Below are 16,861 nucleotides of genomic sequence, written 5' to 3'. Positions count from 1 at the left end.
GGGGCTTTCGAATCGGTTTCACCGGCTTACTGCTGCGCCGAGACCTTTTCGACATAGGCGTTGGTATAGGTCTTGCCCAGATCGATCTTGGCGCCGGCGACCTCGGGCAGGTTGAAACTCAGCATCTTCTGCACCGCTTCGGCGCCCTTCGCATCCACCAGCCCGGTTTCCGACAGCATTTCCATGCTGTTGTTCAGCGATGCGACATAGACCTGCGGGTCGGCGCCGACCAGGTTGGGCGGCATCTTCGCCGCGATCTCCTCGGCCGGGGTGTTGTGGATATATTGCAGCGTCTCGACGATGGCCGCGGCCAGGGCCTGGGCCTGTTCGGGATGCTGGTCGAGCCATTCCGTGCGGGTGTAAAGCGCCGCGCCGGGATAGTCGGCCCCGAACAGGGCATGGGTATCCGCCGCCTTGCGGGTATCGACCAGCACGGGCAGATCGGCATGGCGGTTCTGCAGCTGGGTGATGGCCGGGTCGGGCGTGACCACCGCGTCGATCCGGCCCTGCTCCAGCGCCGCGACCGCGGTGGCGCCGACGCCGACGCCAACGACCGAGGCCGCATCCGGCTCCAGCCCGTTCTGCGACAGCATGTATTTGAGGAAGAAGTCGGTCGAGGAACCCGGCGCGCTGATCCCGACGGTCTTGCCGGCAAGGTCCTTGATCGACTTGACCTCGCCGGTCTTGCCCGGCGCCACGGCCACGGCGATGCCGGGCAACCGCCCCATCAGCACGAAGGAGGACAGCTCCTGCTGCTTGGCCGCCAGCGTGATCGTGTGTTCGTAATAGCCCGAAACCACGTCCGCGCTGCCGCCGACCACGGCCTTCAGCGCCGCCGAGCCGCCCTTGAAATCCACGAGTTCGACATCGACCCCGTGCTTTTCGTAAAGGCCGAGCTGTTCGGCCAGCACCACCGGCATGTAGCAGACGCAGCTGGCCCCGCCGATGGCGATCTTGACGGTTTCGGCCGCCGCGGGCGTCGCGCCCGCCACCAGCGCCGCCGCAAGGATAGTCCTGAGCATCGTCATCTTTGCTCCTCCCTTCAATGATTGTTATCGGGCTGCCAGACCAGCAGCTTCCTTTCCACCAGCGTCACCCCCCAGTCGATGAGAAGGACGAAGGCCGACAGGACGAACATGCCCGCGAACACGCCGGCGATGTCGAACATGCCCTCGGCCTGCGCGATCAGGTAGCCGAGCCCGGCGGATGACCCCAGGTATTCCCCCACCACCGCGCCGACCACGGCAAAGCCGATCGAGACATGCAGCGAGGAAAACACCCAGCTCAGCGCCGAGGGCAGATAGACATGGCGCAGCAGCTGCCGCTCGGACATGCCCAGCATCCGGGCGTTCTGCAGCACGGTCCGGTTCACCTCCTTCACGCCCTGATAGACGTTGAAGAACACGATGAAGAAGACCAGCGTGAACCCCAGCGCCACCTTGGACCAGATGCCCAGGCCGAACCACAGCGTGAAGATCGGCGCCAGCACCACGCGCGGCAGGGCGTTGGCAGCCTTGACATAGGGGTCGAAGACCGCGGCCAGCTTGGGCCGGCGCGCCAGCCAGAACCCGGCGATCATCGCGGCCACCGCGCCGATGACGAAGGCCAGCGCCGCCTCGACCAGCGTGATCCACAGATGCCGCCAGATCTCGCCGCTCCTGAACCAGGCGACGATCTGCCAGAACACGTCGGCGGGGGTCGAGAAGAAGAACTGGATCCGGGCCGGATCGCCCAGGATCGAGGTCTGGGTGATCACCCACCACAGCGCGACGGCGATGACCGCCACAAGGATCTGCAGGGTCGTCAGGACGGTTCTGCTCATGCCCGCTCCTCCCGGTTCTGGTTGCCATAGGCCCTGAGCACCTGCTCCTTCAGCAGGTGCCAGATGTCGCGGTGCAGCTCCTGGAACTCGGGCGAGAGCTTGATCTCGGACACGTCCCGCGGCCGCGCCAGCGGAATGGTGAAATCCCCGATCAGCTTGGCATCCGGCCCCGTCGACATGATGACCACCCGGTCCGCCAGCGCGATGGCTTCCTCGAGGTCGTGGGTCACGAACATCACCGCCTTGCGGTCCTGCTGCCACAGGTCCAGCAGCAGGTCCCCCATGATCAGCCGCGTCTGCGCGTCCAGCGGCCCGAAGGGCTCGTCCATCAGCAGGATCTCCGGGTCGCGGATCAGCACCTGCGCCATGGCGATGCGCTTGCGCTGGCCGCCGGAAAGCATGTGCGGATAGCGATGCCCGAAACCCTTCAGGCCGACCTTTTCCAGCCACTCCTCGGCCCGCTCCAGGGCCTCGCGCCGCGGCGTGCCCGAGATTTCCAGCGCGATGGCCACATTGTCGCGCGCCGTCTTCCACGGCATCAGCGCATCGGCCTGGAACAGGTAGCCCGCGCGCCGGTTGAGCCCGTCGAGCGGCTGGCCCTGGATCTCGACGGTGCCGGCCGAGGGCTTCAGCAGGCCGGCGGCGGCGTTCAGCAGCGTCGACTTGCCCGAGCCGGTCGGCCCGACGATGGCGACGAATTCGCCCTTGGCAACGCCGAGATTGGCGCCGGCAACCGCGCGGAACACGGTCTTTCCCGTCCCCCCGAAACTGATGTCGACATTATCCAGACGCACAGCGTGCTGCATTCATCCTCCCGACTGCCAATGCCCTCATCATCAGCCGGCAGGATGCCGGATCGATCCCGACATGCCCCGACTCCGTGCCGAGCGCTGACTGAAATATTGGCCTACCGCAGACCCTCCTCATGCGGTTCCTGTTACAATATCGATGCGAGAACGTGCTTACAATTATATAAATTCATATGTTTTGTTCTAATTATTTGAATGGCTGTCTGCCGTTATTTCACTGCTGGATCAATCGCGTGAAGCTCGGGCGCCCAAAGCGACGCGCCCTGATGCGGCGCCTTGGTCTGTCCGGCAAACCGCGTCCCGGCATGCTTGTGCCGAACACGCGGTCCCAGTCGCGACTGGCCTAGCGTCCCGCGAAGCGCGTCCGGCCGGGCTCGTCCGCCACCAGATGCTGCCAGGGGCCGAGCCGGGTCCGGTCCGGCAGGCGGCCGATCTTGGCAAGCTCGCGCCACAGGCCCTTGACGCAATGCCGCATGGCCAGGATCTCGCCTTCGCCGGCGGCCAGCAGATGCGCGGTATAGAGCGCATTGCGGATCTCGCCGCCGACCAGTTCGAAACCGTCCGACAGGATGGCGAGGTCGATGTCCTCGGACCGCATTCCGGGCGCGGGCAGCAGCCGCTGCCAGATCCGCAGGCGCTCGGCGGGGCCGGGCGGGCCGAACTCGGCCCTGACCCGGATGCGCCGCAGAAAGGCGTCGTCCATGTTGCCGACCAGATTGGTCGCCAGGATCGCCAGCCCCTCGAAGCTTTCGAGCCGCTGCAGCAGGAAGTCGATGGTGATATTGGCATAGCGGTCGTGGCTGTCGCGCAGCTCGGTGCGCTTGCCGAAGCAGGCGTCGGCCTCGTCGAAGAACAGCGCCACGCGCGACCGCTCGGCCTCGTCGAACAGCGCGGCCAGGCGTTTCTCGCTTTCGCCGATGAACTTGTCGATCACCCGGCTGAGATCGATGCGGTAAAGCGCGAAATCGACCTCGCGCGCGACGATCTGCGCCGCCATGGTCTTGCCGGTGCCGGGCGGGCCGCTGAACAGGCAGGCCAGCCCCTGGCCGGCCTTCAGCCCCGCCCCCGGCCCGTCCTGCGCGAAAAGCCGGCTTCCGTGCCGCGCCCAGGCGATGGCCAGGTCCAGCTCGGCCTCGGTCTCGCGGCGCAGCACGATGTCGTCGCGGCAGAACGGGCAGCTCAGCCGCTGCGCCGAGCCGTCGAACTCGGCGGTCCTGAGCTGGTCGCAGGCCGCCAGCAGGTCGCAGGTGTTCGGGACCTTCCGGCCCTCGATCCGCGCCGAGGTCAGCGCCAGCCGCAGCGCCCGGCCGATCCCGGCGCGGCCGAAGGCGAAGCGCTCGGCGATGCGGGTGTGGTCTTCGGGCACGACCGAGGGGATCGCCTGCCGCCACAGCTCGGCACGCTCGGCCACGCTGCTGCGCGGCACCTCAAGCGAGAGGACCGGCCGGTCGGCGCAGGCGGCAACGGTTGCGAAGGCGCCGGGTGGGGCGATGACGATCACCGGGCCGCCGAGGCCGCGCAGGACCGCGCCCAGCATCCCCGGCTGGGGATCGCCGAGGATGGCGACGGCGTCGTGCATCCGCGCCGTCCGGCGCAGGGCGGCCCGACGGTCGGGCTCGGCCAGTTCGGCCAGCTCGGCCTCGACGGCGGCCGGCCGCAGCGCGGCGGCGATGGCGCGGGCGATGTCGCGGCGCCCGCTGTCCTCGGCCCCGGTCACGACGATCAGCGGCGCGCCCGGGATCTCGCGCCGCGCCAGCATGCGGATCAGCGCGGCGGTGCGATCCGCGACGCCCGGCGGCAGCGGGCGGCTGCGGTCCTCGGCGCCCAGCGGGCGCAGGGGCAGCGCGAAGGCGCCGCGCAAGCCCAGAATGGCCGCCGTCACGTCCGGCGGCACGGCCAGTTCGCGCGTGACGAAGGGGCCGTCGCCGCTGAGGACCAGCAACCCGAAATCGACGATCGGCGCATCCGGCCGCAGCCGGGCGATGAAATCCGCAGGCTGAAGCCCCAGCGCGGCCAGCTGGCCCAGCACCAGCCGCCGCGTGCCGCCCGGCTCGATCAGCGCGATCAGCCGGGCCGCGCCGGCGCTTGCCTCGACCAGCGCGGCGGCCAGCAGCATGTCGCATTCGGGATCGTCCAGGCCGAAAGCCGCGGCAATCCGGTCGAGGCCCGGCAGATGCGGCCTGCCCTGGGCGCCGAACCGGGCCGCGCCAGCAGCACGCTCGAGCGTGGCGGCGCGCTCGGGCGGCACGGTGGCGTGGCCCGACGCGAGGACGCGCGCGGCAAGCCAGGCATCGAGCTCGGACAATGCCGCGGGCGCCGCCGCGCCCGGAGCGGGCGGCGGGACCGGGCGGCCTGCGCCGAACACGCGCCGCGCGCGCAGCATCTCAGGACACCTCGGACGGACCCTGGCGCAGGCAGGCCCGGATCGTCGCGGTTGACACGTCCTCCATCGTCCTTTGCACCTTTCCGGTGGTCAAGATCCACAGCCTGTCGCCCCGGCGCGGGACGACCACGAACCGGTCCGCCTGGACGGCCGGCAGGGCCTGGGGGTCGGGGGTCTCCATGCAGACCAGAACCGCGTCGAACGGCCCCTCCGAGGGCAGGCGCACCACCTCGGCGTCGGACATCTCGGCGACGGCGCTTTCGATGATCGACCGGAGCATGGTCGGCGCGGCGGCGAGGTCCATCCCGAGTCGCACTGGCAGCCCTTTCCGCAAGCCTACAGGGCCGATCCTGGCCGCTGGAGCCGCGACAGGGAACGTCCGCGGGGGTTCATTCGGCGGGAAAGAATGCCCGGACCGCCCGCGCCGCGCGGCGTCCGGGGCGGCGGCCGGCCGCATCTTTGCGCTGCCGCACCGCAGGCAGAGGATGCAGATCCGGCCGAGGCCCCGGTTTTGTTGGTCGCCGCGCTGCCAAGACCAAGGACCGAGGGCGCGAATCCGGCGCGGAGGTCCGGATTTCATGGCGCCGTCGGTCTGGATCGCCCCCGGATCCAGGATCCAGACCCGCCGGACCGTCCGTTCATCCGCCAACAGCAGCAGGCCCCGGCGGGCAAGGCCAAGACCGGGCTGAACCGTTTTTGAACCGCCACCGGCTTTGCCCGGACCCCGGCGCCTCGGGCAGCATGACCTTGAGCCGGCATCATTCGGGCTCGGAGGAATCGTCGTGTTGACAGACCGGGACATCCAGCATGGCTGACTGGCGGGTCATCGAGAATACCGGGCAGACGCTGGTCGGGCTGATCGAGCGCCATGTCGCCCAGCTGGGCATTCCGAATGTCGGCGTGGGCGTCGTCACGCCGATGGCCTTCCCCTCGCTGGCCGACACGACCGACCCCTTCGTCTCGCTGTTCCTCTACCAGATCGCCGGCAATGCCGAGATGCGCTGCAATCCGCGCCGGGTGCTGGCGAACGGCACGCTGGGCCGCCAGCCGCTGCCGCTGGAGCTGTGCTATCTGGTCACCGCCTGGGGCGTGCGCGCCACCGAGGACGTCATCGGCGACCTGCCCGCGACGCAGGACGAGGCGCGGCTCTTGGGCGCGGTGCTGCAAGCCTTCTACGACAATGCCGAACTGGATCGCAGCAGCCTGTTCGAGGTGCCCGGCCTGCCGGTCTGGTCGCCCGAGGACGGGTTGCAGATCGTCATGGAGACCCTGCCCGTCGACGGGCATTACCGCATCTGGGACGCGACCAAGCTCGGCTATCGGCTGTCGCTGGTCTATCGCGTCCGCGTCGCCGCGCTGGAGCCGACCGAGCTCCCGCAGGCCCCGCCCACCAGGGAAGCGATGCTGGAGACGGTGCCATGAGCGTGACGCATGTCCTTTCGCTCGCCGTGCGCTTTCTCGACCATTTCAGCGGCCGGCCGGTGCCGCAGGAGCTGCCGGTGCGGCTGTCGGGAAACCATGCCCGCCCGGTGCGGCGCCCCGACGGCGTTGGCGCGCGCCAAGCCGACGGCAGCTATCGCTTCCTGGGCGCGGAACCGGGCACAAGGCGTATCCTGTGGCGCGATCCCTTCCAGCGCAGCCAGTCCGGCTGGATCCGCTGGGAGGCCGCCGACCCCGAGGTGACGCTGCCGCTGGCCACCCCGGCGCAGATGATCGAGCACGAGCTGTGGCCGACCGCCGGCGCCGAGGTGGCGCCCGGCATCACCGGGGTGCGCGGCCAGCTGCGCGGCACCGATGCCGCCGGCCTCGAGATCCGCATCGCGCGCCAGGGCCGGCCCTTCGATCGCGTGACCCGCAGCGACGCGGCAGGCGAATTCCTGTTCCTGCCGCCCGGCGCGCTGCCGCTGGACGCAACGGGCCGGGTGCCCCTGACCATCGAGGCGCGCATCCCCGGCGGCGCCATCCGCCCGATCCTGTCGGGACGCTTCCTGCCCGCCACCGCGGGCGCGGATTTCGCCGGACCGAACTTCACCATCCTCCCGCAGACGGTGGCGCGGGTGGTTTTCGCGCTGGCCTAGCAAGGCCATAGCCAAGGAGACGAGACGATGCCCGAATATCTCCGCCCCGGCGTCTTCATCCAGGAGACCTCGTTCCGCGGCAAGCCGATCCAGGGGGTCAGCACCTCGACCGCCGGGTTCGTCGGCGCCACCCGCAGCGGCCCGGAAGGCAAGCCGACCTTCGTCGGCAGCTACGGCCAGTTCCGCCGGCTGTTCGGCGACCCGATCACCGCGCCCGCCGGGCTGGGCGATTACCTCGGCCATGCGGTGAAGGCGTTCTTCGAGAACGGCGGCAGCCGCTGCTATGTCGTCCGCGCCCTCGGCCCCGGCGCGGCGGCGGCAGAGCGGACCATGGACCAGGGCACGGTGCTTCGGCTGGCGCGCGGCGTCACCGTCCGCGGCCCGACCGACACGCTGCGCCTGAACACGCTGCGCCAGGTCGCGCCGGGCAGCGTGCTGCGCGTCTTTACCCGGCCCAACGCGACCGGCGCCTTCACCGAGCGGCTGGCCTCGGCCGTCGTCTCGATCGGCCCGCTCGACAATTCGGTGGTGCTGGCCAATCCCGTCGCCGCCGGCATCGTCTTCGAGCCCGAAAACACCCGGATCGAGATCCTGGGCGCCGCCCCGGTCGCGGATGCCGGCCCGGTGATCCGCGCCCGCCATCGCGGCAATGACGGCAACCGGCTGTCGGTCGAGTTCCGGCCCCGCGACAAGGCGCCGGTGGCGCTGGTCGCCTCGGGCGGGCGCCGCGTCGATGCGGCGATCCCGCTGGCGGCCGATGCCAATGCCGGCGACACCACGCTGAGCTTCACCCCGGCCGCGATGCAGAACCTGCGGACCGGCGACCAGATCACCGTCGGGGCCGAGGCGCTGACCGTGACGGCCATCGCCGACGGCAATGTCGAATTCGCCACCAGCGGCGGCGCGGCGGGCCTGGATCATTCCGCCGGCGGCGCGACGGTCGAGCTGATCGCGCGCGGCGGCAATCCGCTCGGGACGGCGCTGCCCCTGGGCGCGGCCCCTGCGGCCTTCGCCATCGACATGACGGGCGGCCCCGGCCCCTATGGCCCGGCGGCGATCCCGCACGACCTGGCCATGATGCTGCAGATCGGCGACGAGATCCGCATCACCTCGGGCGGCAATGCGACCGACGTGACGCTGGCGCAGGTCAGGACGGCACAGGACATCGCGCCGGGCGCCCATGTCACCCTGGGCACCGCGCTGGCCGCCGCGGCCCCGGCCGCCACGCCGACGCGCCTGGTCGCCACGGCGCCGGGCGCGGGCCTGTTCAGCCGCATCTATGTCAACGACGTCTCGGGCCTGGCCGCGCCGAACCGCGCGGGCGGCTTCGAGACCATCGCCGTGCAGAATGCCGGCGGCTTCGCCAATGCCGAGGTCGTGCTGGTCGATCCCACGCATAGCGCGCTCTGGCTCAGCGAAGCCGCGGGGAATTTCCCGGCGGGCGGCGTCGATGCGGCGAACTGGGCGACCTTCGAGGGGCTGCAGGCCGCCGCGGACGGCGGCGACACGCTGTCCGTCGCCTCGACCGCCAGCTTCTATACCGGCGCCAAGGTCGAGCTGGACACCGGCGGCGCCAAGATCGAGGCGACCGTCGCCGCGATCGACAGCGGCGCGCGCACCGTGACGCTGACAGCACCGCTGAGCCTGCCCGCGCCGCTGGACCTGAACCCGGATCCGGCGCAGCGCAACCTGTTCCTGCGCGTGCACGAGATCGACGTCATCGTCTGGCAGGCCGATGCCGAATCCGGTACGCCGGTGCTGGCCGAGACCTTCGAGGGGTTGACCTGGAACGACGACACCGCGACCGATGCCGGGCTGAAGTATTTCGCCGACCGGCTGAACGACCCCGAGGTCGGCTCGAAGCTGATCGAGGTCGCAACCCCGGTCGCCGGCGCCGGCACCGATTTCGCGGACGCGCCCGCCACCGCCGACGGCTTCCCGAAGCCGCTGCAAAACGGCGACAACGGCGCCGCGATCACCGACCTGTCGCTGATCGGCGAGGATCTGGGCCCCGGCCGCCGCACCGGCATCGAGGCGCTGGCGGAGCGCGACGACATCTCGATGGTCGCCGTGCCGGGCGTCACCGTCGAGACCGTGCAGGCGGCACTCATCAGCCATTGCGAGCGGCTGAAATACCGCGTCGCGGTGCTGGACGCGCCCGTGGACGCGGCGGACGTGGTCTCGATCCAGGCGCATCGCAACAATTACGACAGCAAATATGCGGCCTATTATGCGCCCTGGCTGCGCGCGCTGAACACCGCGAACGGCCGGATCGAGAGCTTCCCGCCCTCGGGCTATGCGATGGGCATCTATGCCCGCACCGACAACGCGGTGGGCGTGCACAAGGCCCCCGCGAACGAGGTGGTGCGCAACATCACTGATGTCGCGCTGCCGCTGACCGCCGCCGAGCAGGAGGTGCTGAACCCGGTCGGCGTCAACCTGGTCCGCGACCTGACGCCGCGCGGGATCCGCATGTGGGGCGCGCGCACCATCAGTTCGGACCAGGAATGGAAATACCTGAACATCCGCAGGCTGTTCATCTATGTCGAGCATTCCATCGACCTCGGCACGCAATGGGTGGTGTTCGAGCCGAATTCCGAGGCGCTGTGGGAACGGGTGACGCAATCCATCACCTCGTTCCTGATCGGCGTCTGGAAATCCGGCGCGCTGATGGGCACGACGCCCGAGGAAGGGTTCTTCGTGACCTGCGACCGCTCGACCATGTCGCAGGACGACATCGATAACGGCCGGCTGGTCTGCGAGATCGGCCTCGCCCCCGTCGCCCCGGCCGAGTTCGTCATCTTCAAGATCGGCCAGTTCACCGCATCGACCAGCTAGGCCCAGCAACCGGAGATTGAACCATGGCAACGCCCAGGCCGAATCCCTATTCGAACTTCAACTTCATCGTCGAGATCGACAACGAGGAAGTCGTCGGCTTCTCGGAAATCAGCGGCCTCGACAGCGAGACGGTGCCGATCGAATACCGCGAGGGCTCGGACCCGACCTCGGCGATGCGCCAGCTGGCGGGGACCGAGAAATATTCGCCCGTGATCTTCAAGCGCGGCATCACCGGCAGCCTCTATCTGTGGAACTGGCGCAAGGAGGCCCGCGACGGCGGCACCACCTTCCCGCCGACCAAGACGGTCGTGGTGAAGCTCTTGAACGAAAAGCACGACCGGAATGCGCCGGCGATGACTTGGACCCTGACAAACGCCTGGCCGACCAAGATCACCGGCCCGACGCTCAGCGCCAAGGGCAACGAGTTCGCCGTCGAGCAGATCGACATCGTGCACGACCGCCTGGACATCTCGTGAGGGCATGAGCGATGGCGCAGTCCTACCAGATCCCCGGTGTTTACAGCCGCCCCCGCGCGCGGGCCGAAGGCTTCCCGCGGGTGCGCACCGACATTGCCGGATTCGTCGGCATCGCCGGGCCGCGCCATGTCGGCGAGACGGTGGCGGTGGACGACTGGCAGGGCTATGTCGCGCAGTTCCGCACCGACGAACGCGGCGGCGCCCTGCCGCCCCCGGCCGGCGCGACGCTGGACAAGGCGGTGCGCGATTACTTCGCCAACGGCGGTCGGCGGCTGTGGATCGTGAACGTCGCGCCCGCGGTCGACGCGCTGGCGCCGCAGCAGCTTCTGAACCGCATGCTGGGGATCGACAGGCTGGCGGCCTGGCACGGGCTGGAACTGCTGCTGCGCCAGCCCGAGGTCGCCCTGGTCGCGCTGCCCGACCTCGATGCCGAGACCGTGGTCGAGGATGACCGCTACGAGCCGCCAGGCGGCCAGGGCGATCCCTGCTTTCGCCGCTGCGACGGCCGGACCGCGTCCGGCGTGCCCGCGGCGCATCGCGCCGTCACCGCCACCGGCTACGGCCGCGCCATCCCCGAAGAGGACATGCTCTGGGCGCAGCAATATGTGCTGGCGCGGCTCGAACGCGAGCGCTGGCGCTGGTTCGCGCTTTTCGCACCGCCCGCCGGCCTGACGCTGGCCCGCGCCATCGACTGGCGCCAACGGCTGACCCGCGCCAGCGGCGGCTCGGATCTTGGCGCGCTCTACTGGCCGTGGCTGCGCGTGCAGGACAGCCCGGGCGCACCCGAGGAATTGCGCTCGCCCATCGGCGCCGTCGCCGGGGTCTTTGCCGCGACCGACGTGGCCGAGGGCGCGCATGTCGCGCCGGCGAACCGGGTGCTGACCGGCGTCGTCGGGCTGGAAACCAGCATCGGCGACCGCGAGAATGCGCGCGCCTATGACGCGGGCGTCAACCTGCTGCGCGGCTTCGCGGGACAGGGCACGCTGGTCTGGGGCGCGCGGACGCTGCTGTGGCAGGGGCCGCAGGACGCCGCCGACCCGCTGTCCTTCGTCAATGCCCGCCGTTGCCTGTCGGCCATCGCGCGCAGTTGCGAGGTCATCGGCCAGCCCATGGTGTTCGAGCCGAACACCCCGCTCTTGCGGATCCGCATGCACCAGCTGATGGTCGATTACCTGCTGCGCGTCTTCGCCTCGGGCGCGCTCAAGGGCGCCCTGCCCGAGGAGGGCTTCTTCGTCCAGGTCAACGCGGTCGAGGAAAGCCCCGAGGGCCATGTCGAATGCACCATCGGCGTCGCCCTGGCCCAGCCGGCCGAGTTCATCGAATTCCGCATCGGCCGCGACGGCGGCGTCATCGAACGCGCGGAGGCCGCCTGATGGTCGATTTCCCGCTTTTCCAGCCGGTCCTGAAGATCAACTTCATGGTGACCATGTGGGACACGCCGGATTCCAATGGCGGCGGGGTCGGCGGCGTGCTCAGCAGCGTGGGTTCTGCGGTGCTGTCGGCGGCGACGCAATTCGTGGCCGGCGGCTTCAAGTCGATCGAGGGGCTGGAGGCCGTCAACACGGTCGCCTCCTATAACCAGGGCGGCCAGAACGACACCGAGCTGCGCTTCTTCGACCGCGCGACATACTCCAAGATCGTGATGAAGCGCGGCGTGACCTTCAACACCGACCTGTGGGACTGGCACCACCAGGTCATCACCGGCAAGCGCAAGACCCGCAAGAGCGGCACCATCATCCTGATGGACACCCGCAAGCTGTTCGAGATTCCGGGCGTCGGCGGCACCGTGCCCGGCATGTTCTTCCCGGTCGCGGGCTGGACCTTCCACAATGCGCTGCCGGCCAAGCTCAGCGGCCCGGCGCTGGACGCCACGGACGGGCGCGGGCCCGGCGCCGTCGCCATCGAGACGGCCGAGCTGCATGCCGAGAAGATCGAGCGCCTGTCGCTGTCGCTGATCCCCGGCGTCGCGGACCTGAATTCGGTGCTGTCCGGGCTGGTCGGCCTGGCCGGGGGCGCAGTGCTGGCGGGCGGGGCGGCAGGGGCCGCGGCCGCCGTCGGCGGTTTGTAGGGGGGCGGCGATGGGACTTGTCATGGCCACCATCGTCAACGCCTCGGTCGCCGGGGACAAGGGCGTGCCCGTCCTGTTCAACCCCAGCGAACTGACCGTCACGACGAACATCCTCTATCCCGAGATCTCGGTCCCCGGCCTGCAAACGCCGCTGCTGCAATTCGTGCGCGGCGAGTCGAAGACGCTTGAGGTCGAGCTGTTCCTCGACCGCACCAACTCGGGCGAGTCGCTGAAGGACGATCTCGACAAGCTGCGCAAATACGTCGCCATCGACAGCGACCTGCATGCGCCGCCGGTCTGCACCTTCGCCTGGGGCAAGGAAACCGCATTCACCGGGGTGATGGTCGAGTTCAAGGAAAAGTTCAGCATCTTCGACAGCGAGGGCCGGATCCTGCGCGCCCGGGTGACGATCAAGCTCAAGGCCTATGAGGATGCGAATGCGCAATACAAGCGGATCAACAAGCAGTCGCCGGACCGCAGCAAGACCCGGGTCACGCGGCAGGGCGACCGCTACGACCTGATCGCGGCCGAGGAATACGGCGACGCCTCGCTGTGGCAACTGATCGCCAGCGCCAACGGCGACGACCGGCCGCGGCTCTTGGCCCCCGGCACCACGCTGGCGATTCCGGCGCTTTAGGGAGGATGCGATGGCCCAGACGACCGTCGAGAACATGGTGACCGAGATCACCTTCGAGCCGATGGTGATCACCGCGACGCCGCCCGGCCAGCATGGCGGCGCCGACGACATCGCCCGGTTGCGCGAGATCCTGCGGCCGCTCATCACCGATCTGCTGGTCGAGGAATACGACACCCTGCGTCGGATCATGGGGGGCTGAGGCATGGACGGCGATTTCCCCCGCATCCTGGACGGCAAGCTGCCCGGAACCGCGCTGCACGCGCCGCAGGTGCGCATCGTCACCGACAAGGGCGAGCCCCTGACCGTGGACGGCAACCCGATCTCGCCCGACATCGTCAGTTCGGTGGTGACGCTGCCCGCATCGGGCACGGCGGTCGCCGACATCGTGCTGAACAACCAGCGCAACGACAAGGCCAACCCGAACCGCCCGGCCGCCCCGTCCTGGCGCTACAATGCGCTGAAGGAGGTCTCGTTCGGCAAGGTCTTCCGGGTCGACTATCGCTATGGGCAGGAGCCCTGGACGCCGATGATCCTGGCCCGCATCACCGGCGTGGACTTCAACTTCCCCTCGGCCGCCGGCGCCCAGGTCACGCTGAAGGGCGAGGATTTCTCGAGCCTTCTGAAGGTCAAGCCGCAGGAGCCGATGATCTACATGGAGGATCACGAGACCTTCATCGTGCAAAGCGAGGTCGGCGACGGCGCGCCCGACCTGAAGATGGCGCCCCTGCCCGATTCGCCCTTCTCGGAAACCATCTCGCTGACCCGGCCGACCGACAAGACCCGGCTGCAGTTCATCGCGGAACTGGCCGAGCGGATGGATTTCGAAGCCTTCGTCGCCTTCAACGACGACACGCCGATCAAGCAGACCGGCGCGGTCGAGCGCCCGGTCGCATTCCATTTCGCGCCCGCCCGCTCGGCCACGCTGGGCACCGTGGTGACGCTGCTCTGGGGCCGCGACCTGATCGACTTCAAGCCCGCCTTCAGCGTCTGGGACATCCCGACCCAGGCGACGGCCTCGGGCAATGTGCCGCGCGACCGCGGCGCCATCGACGAAACCGTCTCTTATGACGCCGACCGCGCGCTGGTCGTGAACGACCTGCACGGCGCGCCCGACGGCGCCGCCCCCATGGACGCGGTCAAGGCGCGCAAGGATTTCTTCAACGCCCGGCCCGCGGTCAATCCGATCAGCGTCAAGGTCGAGAACCTCGACAGCGAGCGCGCGCGGCTGGCGGCGGCGGCGGCCATGCGCAAGGGCATCCGCGGCTTCCTGACGGCGGAACTCTCGACCCTGGGCCTGACCACGATCCGGCCCGGCATCCACGTCGATCTGAAAGGGCTTTACGCGCCATTCGACGGCATCTGGTACGTCACCCAGACCGTCCACACGCTGAATGCCGCGGGCTACGTCACCAAGACATCGCTGCGCCGGCCCGGGATGCTGGACCCGGCCGGCTATCCGGGAGGTTCGCAATGACCATCGGCGGACGACACAGCATCTTTTCGGCGGTGCACGACCACGCCTCGATGCGGACCGGCCAGATCCGCGGCATCCGCCTGGCCGAGGTCGAGGACATTACCGACAAGGGCTATATCCTCAAATGGCTCAGCGGCAACGTTCGCTCGAAAAGCGCGCCGGCCCGGGCGGCCAGCTTCATGGCCGGCAAGGAGCGCGGCGCCTATTTCCCCTTCGAAAAGGGCGACGAGGTCGTTGTCGGCTTCGTCGACAATGACGAGGACTATCCGGTCATTCTCGGCGCGCTCTGGTCCTCGCAGGATCCGCCGCCGCCGGATGCCGACACCGCATCGTCGAACAACACCCGCACCATCGTCTCGCGCGGCGGGCACGAGCTGACCTTCGACGATACCGAGAACGCGGGCAAGGTGCTGCTGAAGACCAAGGGCGGCATCCAGATCCTGATGGATGACGCCGCGAAAAGCCTGACCATCAAGCTGGACGACGCCAACAGCATCGTCATCGACACCTCCGGCGTGACCGTCAAGGGCGCGGTCATTAACCTCAACTGAAGGACGCGACGCATGATCATAGAGGCCGCCGACTCTGCGCTTCCGCATCTGTTCCTGCGCGGCTTCCGCGCGCCGGTCGGACAGAAGGTCGCGCATGTCCCGGGCGATCCGGCCGATCCGGCGGATGATGCGACCACCTTTCAGGAGGTCGGCGCCTTCGTCGCGCGCGCAAGGCTGTCCTTCGCCGGCGCCGCGCTGGACCCGGGCGAGGTGGCGACCGAGGACCAGCCCTATGACGGCGCGCCGGCCGCCGGCCCGTTCCGCTATGAGGCCGACATTCCGGTCTGGAAGCCCGACCCCGACGTGGTGGTGGTCGATGCGATCACCGCGATTGCCGCGGTGGTGAACGATCCCGGCCTCGCGCCCCTGCCGCCGCCGCCCTGGAGCGATGCGCTGGAGGCCGAGATCGACGCCGTGCTGGTCGCCGCCCCCTTCGGCACGGTCGAGATCGACCGCGGCGCGGGGTTCGGCCCGGCCGCGGCGCTGAACTTCGGCTGGCTGTCGCGCGGTACGCCGCCGCGCCTGGCGCTGGCGGGCGATGCGGCCACGAATGACCCCTGGCAGTTGAACAAGTTCAAGGCGGACCAGTTCAAGCTGCCCGCCGGCTATGACAACGCCTTCCTGAACGGCCGCCCGCTGGCCGGCCAGCAGGGTTTTGCGCCCGGCGACCGGCTGCGCTTCACCGACACCACCCCGGCCGGACCCGACGTCGTGACCGTCGTCACGATCCCCGCCGCGCCGGTGCTGGCGGTCACGCAGGATGGCGCGGCCCTCGACCCGCCGCTGCTGCTGTCGCCGCGTGCCGATACCGTCGTCATGGACCGCGGCGCGCAGGAATTCCTGATCCTCTGGCGCGCGACCTTCCCCTGGGACGCGCGCTACGAGACCGCGACGCTGGAGGTAAGCTGACATGGGCCGGCCGATCACCACCACCAAGGGCGGCATCTGCTTCGCCTTTCCGAATGTCTGCCAGACGCAGGTCGGCCCGGCGACGGTGCCGATCCCCTATCCCTCCATCGGCCAGCTCAGCGATGCCGGTGGAACCGCAAAGGTCAAGGCCGGCGGCAGCAATGTCGTGCGCAAGGCCGACACGATCGCCTCGACCACCGGCGATGCCGCCGGCCAGGCCGGGGTGACCTCCGGGACGGTCGGGAAAAAGGTCGAGTTCGTCTCCTATTCGGCCACGGTCAAGGCCGAGGGGTCCGAGGTCGTGCGCATGTTCGACCAGACCAGGCAGAACGACGGCAATGCCGTGGGGGTCGTGCTGGGCGGCCTGCCCACGGTCCTGGTGGGGGGCTGAGCATGGCACTGGCTGACCCCCGGCTGATCGGACCCTGCCCGCATCTGGGCGTCGGCTGGGCCTTCCCCGTCCGCCCGGAGGGTGGCCGCCTTGGCTATGCCCGCTACGAGGAGGACGTCGAACAGGCCATCGAGATCATCCTGCGCACCAATCCGGGCGAGCGGGTCATGCTGCCCGGCTTCGGCGCCGGGTTGCGCCGGTTCCTGTTCGCCCCGAACAGCGCCGTCACTCACGGCCGGGTCGAAGAGGCGGTGCGCAGCGCGCTGATCGACCAGGAACCGCGCATCACCGTCGAGCGCGTGACGGCGCTCGCCGCCGAGGACGAGCCGAACCTGATGCGGATCGAGATCGACTATGTCGTGCGGCGCTCGAACGCCTTCTTCAACCTCGTCTATCCCTTCTACCTGACCGAGGCGGATTGAGCC

At 69.3% G+C, this 16,861-nt stretch carries 18 protein-coding genes; 13 read left to right on the top strand and 5 right to left on the bottom strand.

All coding sequences use genetic code 11. The features are described 5' to 3' along the window. Window positions 1–26 precede the first annotated feature (26 nt). The 5 genes from PARN5_RS0116960 to PARN5_RS0116940 all read right to left on the bottom strand — a co-directional run bounded on the left by PARN5_RS0116960 (window position 27) and on the right by PARN5_RS0116940 (window position 5,330). The gene (locus tag PARN5_RS0116960) at window positions 27–1,028 is read right to left on the bottom strand and encodes an ABC transporter substrate-binding protein (RefSeq protein WP_018000964.1); all 1,002 of its coding nucleotides are present in this window, start codon (window positions 1,026–1,028) and stop codon (window positions 27–29) included. 14 nt (window positions 1,029–1,042) lie between these two features. After that, on the bottom strand, window positions 1,043–1,822 hold the full coding sequence (locus PARN5_RS0116955; protein ID WP_018000963.1) for an ABC transporter permease: 780 nt from the start codon (window positions 1,820–1,822) through the stop codon (window positions 1,043–1,045). Next, a complete protein-coding gene (locus PARN5_RS0116950) occupies window positions 1,819–2,568 on the bottom strand; it encodes an ABC transporter ATP-binding protein (RefSeq protein ID WP_232419443.1) in 750 nt (249 codons plus the stop codon). The genes PARN5_RS0116955 and PARN5_RS0116950 overlap by 4 nt, the downstream gene beginning before the upstream one ends. 406 nt (window positions 2,569–2,974) lie before the next feature. Then, complete coding sequence (locus PARN5_RS0116945; RefSeq protein WP_018000961.1) at window positions 2,975–5,014, bottom strand: ATP-binding protein; 2,040 nt, start codon at window positions 5,012–5,014, stop codon at window positions 2,975–2,977. A gap of 1 nt (window position 5,015) precedes the next feature. Then, window positions 5,016–5,330: a hypothetical protein gene (locus PARN5_RS0116940; RefSeq protein ID WP_157404071.1), complete on the bottom strand. Its 315-nt coding sequence runs from the start codon at window positions 5,328–5,330 to the stop codon at window positions 5,016–5,018. 491 nt (window positions 5,331–5,821) lie between these two features. Here PARN5_RS0116940 and PARN5_RS0116935 point away from each other — a divergent pair, with 491 nt between their 5' ends. The 13 genes from PARN5_RS0116935 to PARN5_RS0116875 are packed head-to-tail and all read left to right on the top strand — an operon-like array spanning window position 5,822 to window position 16,858. Then, entirely contained in the window at window positions 5,822–6,436 is a 615-nt protein-coding gene (locus tag PARN5_RS0116935) for a DUF4255 domain-containing protein (RefSeq protein WP_018000959.1), read from the top strand. Further along, window positions 6,433–7,092, top strand: a complete 660-nt coding sequence (locus PARN5_RS0116930; RefSeq protein ID WP_018000958.1) for a hypothetical protein — start codon at window positions 6,433–6,435, stop codon at window positions 7,090–7,092. Before PARN5_RS0116935 ends, PARN5_RS0116930 begins: the two co-directional genes overlap by 4 nt. Window positions 7,093–7,119: 27 nt before the next feature. Continuing rightward, on the top strand, window positions 7,120–9,930 hold the full coding sequence (locus PARN5_RS22985; protein ID WP_018000957.1) for a phage tail sheath subtilisin-like domain-containing protein: 2,811 nt from the start codon (window positions 7,120–7,122) through the stop codon (window positions 9,928–9,930). A 23-nt stretch (window positions 9,931–9,953) separates the two neighbouring features. Beyond that, the gene (locus PARN5_RS0116920) at window positions 9,954–10,406 is read left to right on the top strand and encodes a phage tail protein (protein ID WP_018000956.1); all 453 of its coding nucleotides are present in this window, start codon (window positions 9,954–9,956) and stop codon (window positions 10,404–10,406) included. Between the two features lie 11 nt (window positions 10,407–10,417). After that, window positions 10,418–11,779, top strand: a complete 1,362-nt coding sequence (locus PARN5_RS0116915) for a phage tail sheath subtilisin-like domain-containing protein (protein ID WP_018000955.1) — start codon at window positions 10,418–10,420, stop codon at window positions 11,777–11,779. Continuing rightward, complete coding sequence (locus tag PARN5_RS0116910; RefSeq protein WP_018000954.1) at window positions 11,779–12,474, top strand: phage tail protein; 696 nt, start codon at window positions 11,779–11,781, stop codon at window positions 12,472–12,474. Before PARN5_RS0116915 ends, PARN5_RS0116910 begins: the two co-directional genes overlap by 1 nt. 10 nt (window positions 12,475–12,484) lie before the next feature. Further along, window positions 12,485–13,111 (top strand): hypothetical protein, encoded by a 627-nt coding sequence (locus PARN5_RS0116905; RefSeq protein ID WP_026155523.1) that lies wholly within the window; start codon window positions 12,485–12,487, stop codon window positions 13,109–13,111. A gap of 10 nt (window positions 13,112–13,121) precedes the next feature. Then, entirely contained in the window at window positions 13,122–13,310 is a 189-nt protein-coding gene (locus PARN5_RS0116900) for a hypothetical protein (RefSeq protein ID WP_018000952.1), read from the top strand. Window positions 13,311–13,313: 3 nt separating this feature from the next. Then, window positions 13,314–14,585, top strand: a complete 1,272-nt coding sequence (locus PARN5_RS0116895) for a hypothetical protein (RefSeq protein WP_018000951.1) — start codon at window positions 13,314–13,316, stop codon at window positions 14,583–14,585. Next, on the top strand, window positions 14,582–15,136 hold the full coding sequence (locus tag PARN5_RS22980; RefSeq protein WP_018000950.1) for a phage baseplate assembly protein V: 555 nt from the start codon (window positions 14,582–14,584) through the stop codon (window positions 15,134–15,136). The genes PARN5_RS0116895 and PARN5_RS22980 overlap by 4 nt, the downstream gene beginning before the upstream one ends. Window positions 15,137–15,148: 12 nt before the next feature. After that, window positions 15,149–16,045, top strand: a complete 897-nt coding sequence (locus PARN5_RS0116885; RefSeq protein WP_018000949.1) for a hypothetical protein — start codon at window positions 15,149–15,151, stop codon at window positions 16,043–16,045. A 1-nt stretch (window position 16,046) separates the two neighbouring features. Further along, window positions 16,047–16,436 carry a DUF4150 domain-containing protein gene (locus PARN5_RS0116880; RefSeq protein ID WP_018000948.1) on the top strand — a complete coding sequence of 130 codons (390 nt, stop codon included), beginning with the start codon at window positions 16,047–16,049 and terminating at the stop codon, window positions 16,434–16,436. A gap of 2 nt (window positions 16,437–16,438) precedes the next feature. Beyond that, on the top strand, window positions 16,439–16,858 hold the full coding sequence (locus PARN5_RS0116875; RefSeq protein ID WP_018000947.1) for a GPW/gp25 family protein: 420 nt from the start codon (window positions 16,439–16,441) through the stop codon (window positions 16,856–16,858). Window positions 16,859–16,861 lie beyond the last annotated feature (3 nt).

Source organism: Paracoccus sp. N5 (assembly GCF_000371965.1).
Lineage (GTDB): Bacteria > Pseudomonadota > Alphaproteobacteria > Rhodobacterales > Rhodobacteraceae > Paracoccus.
Note: the sequence above shows the minus strand (reverse complement) of the source record. Positions and strands in the feature narration are given on the sequence as shown.

Excerpts from the sequence above, each read along its gene's own strand:
- PARN5_RS0116910 (WP_018000954.1), top strand. The coding sequence starts at position 11,779 with ATGGTCGATTTCCCGCTTTTCCAGCCGGTCCTGAAGATCAACTTCATG.
- PARN5_RS0116895 (WP_018000951.1), top strand. The coding sequence starts at position 13,314 with ATGGACGGCGATTTCCCCCGCATCCTGGACGGCAAGCTGCCCGGAACC.
- PARN5_RS0116955 (WP_018000963.1), bottom strand. The coding sequence starts at position 1,822 with ATGAGCAGAACCGTCCTGACGACCCTGCAGATCCTTGTGGCGGTCATC.
- PARN5_RS0116915 (WP_018000955.1), top strand. The coding sequence starts at position 10,418 with ATGGCGCAGTCCTACCAGATCCCCGGTGTTTACAGCCGCCCCCGCGCG.
- PARN5_RS22980 (WP_018000950.1), top strand. The coding sequence starts at position 14,582 with ATGACCATCGGCGGACGACACAGCATCTTTTCGGCGGTGCACGACCAC.
- PARN5_RS0116935 (WP_018000959.1), top strand. The coding sequence starts at position 5,822 with ATGGCTGACTGGCGGGTCATCGAGAATACCGGGCAGACGCTGGTCGGG.
- PARN5_RS0116960 (WP_018000964.1), bottom strand. The coding sequence starts at position 1,028 with ATGACGATGCTCAGGACTATCCTTGCGGCGGCGCTGGTGGCGGGCGCG.
- PARN5_RS0116875 (WP_018000947.1), top strand. The coding sequence starts at position 16,439 with ATGGCACTGGCTGACCCCCGGCTGATCGGACCCTGCCCGCATCTGGGC.
- PARN5_RS0116900 (WP_018000952.1), top strand. The coding sequence starts at position 13,122 with ATGGCCCAGACGACCGTCGAGAACATGGTGACCGAGATCACCTTCGAG.
- PARN5_RS0116930 (WP_018000958.1), top strand. The coding sequence starts at position 6,433 with ATGAGCGTGACGCATGTCCTTTCGCTCGCCGTGCGCTTTCTCGACCAT.
- PARN5_RS22985 (WP_018000957.1), top strand. The coding sequence starts at position 7,120 with ATGCCCGAATATCTCCGCCCCGGCGTCTTCATCCAGGAGACCTCGTTC.
- PARN5_RS0116885 (WP_018000949.1), top strand. The coding sequence starts at position 15,149 with ATGATCATAGAGGCCGCCGACTCTGCGCTTCCGCATCTGTTCCTGCGC.
- PARN5_RS0116905 (WP_026155523.1), top strand. The coding sequence starts at position 12,485 with ATGGGACTTGTCATGGCCACCATCGTCAACGCCTCGGTCGCCGGGGAC.
- PARN5_RS0116945 (WP_018000961.1), bottom strand. The coding sequence starts at position 5,014 with ATGCTGCGCGCGCGGCGCGTGTTCGGCGCAGGCCGCCCGGTCCCGCCG.
- PARN5_RS0116920 (WP_018000956.1), top strand. The coding sequence starts at position 9,954 with ATGGCAACGCCCAGGCCGAATCCCTATTCGAACTTCAACTTCATCGTC.
- PARN5_RS0116880 (WP_018000948.1), top strand. The coding sequence starts at position 16,047 with ATGGGCCGGCCGATCACCACCACCAAGGGCGGCATCTGCTTCGCCTTT.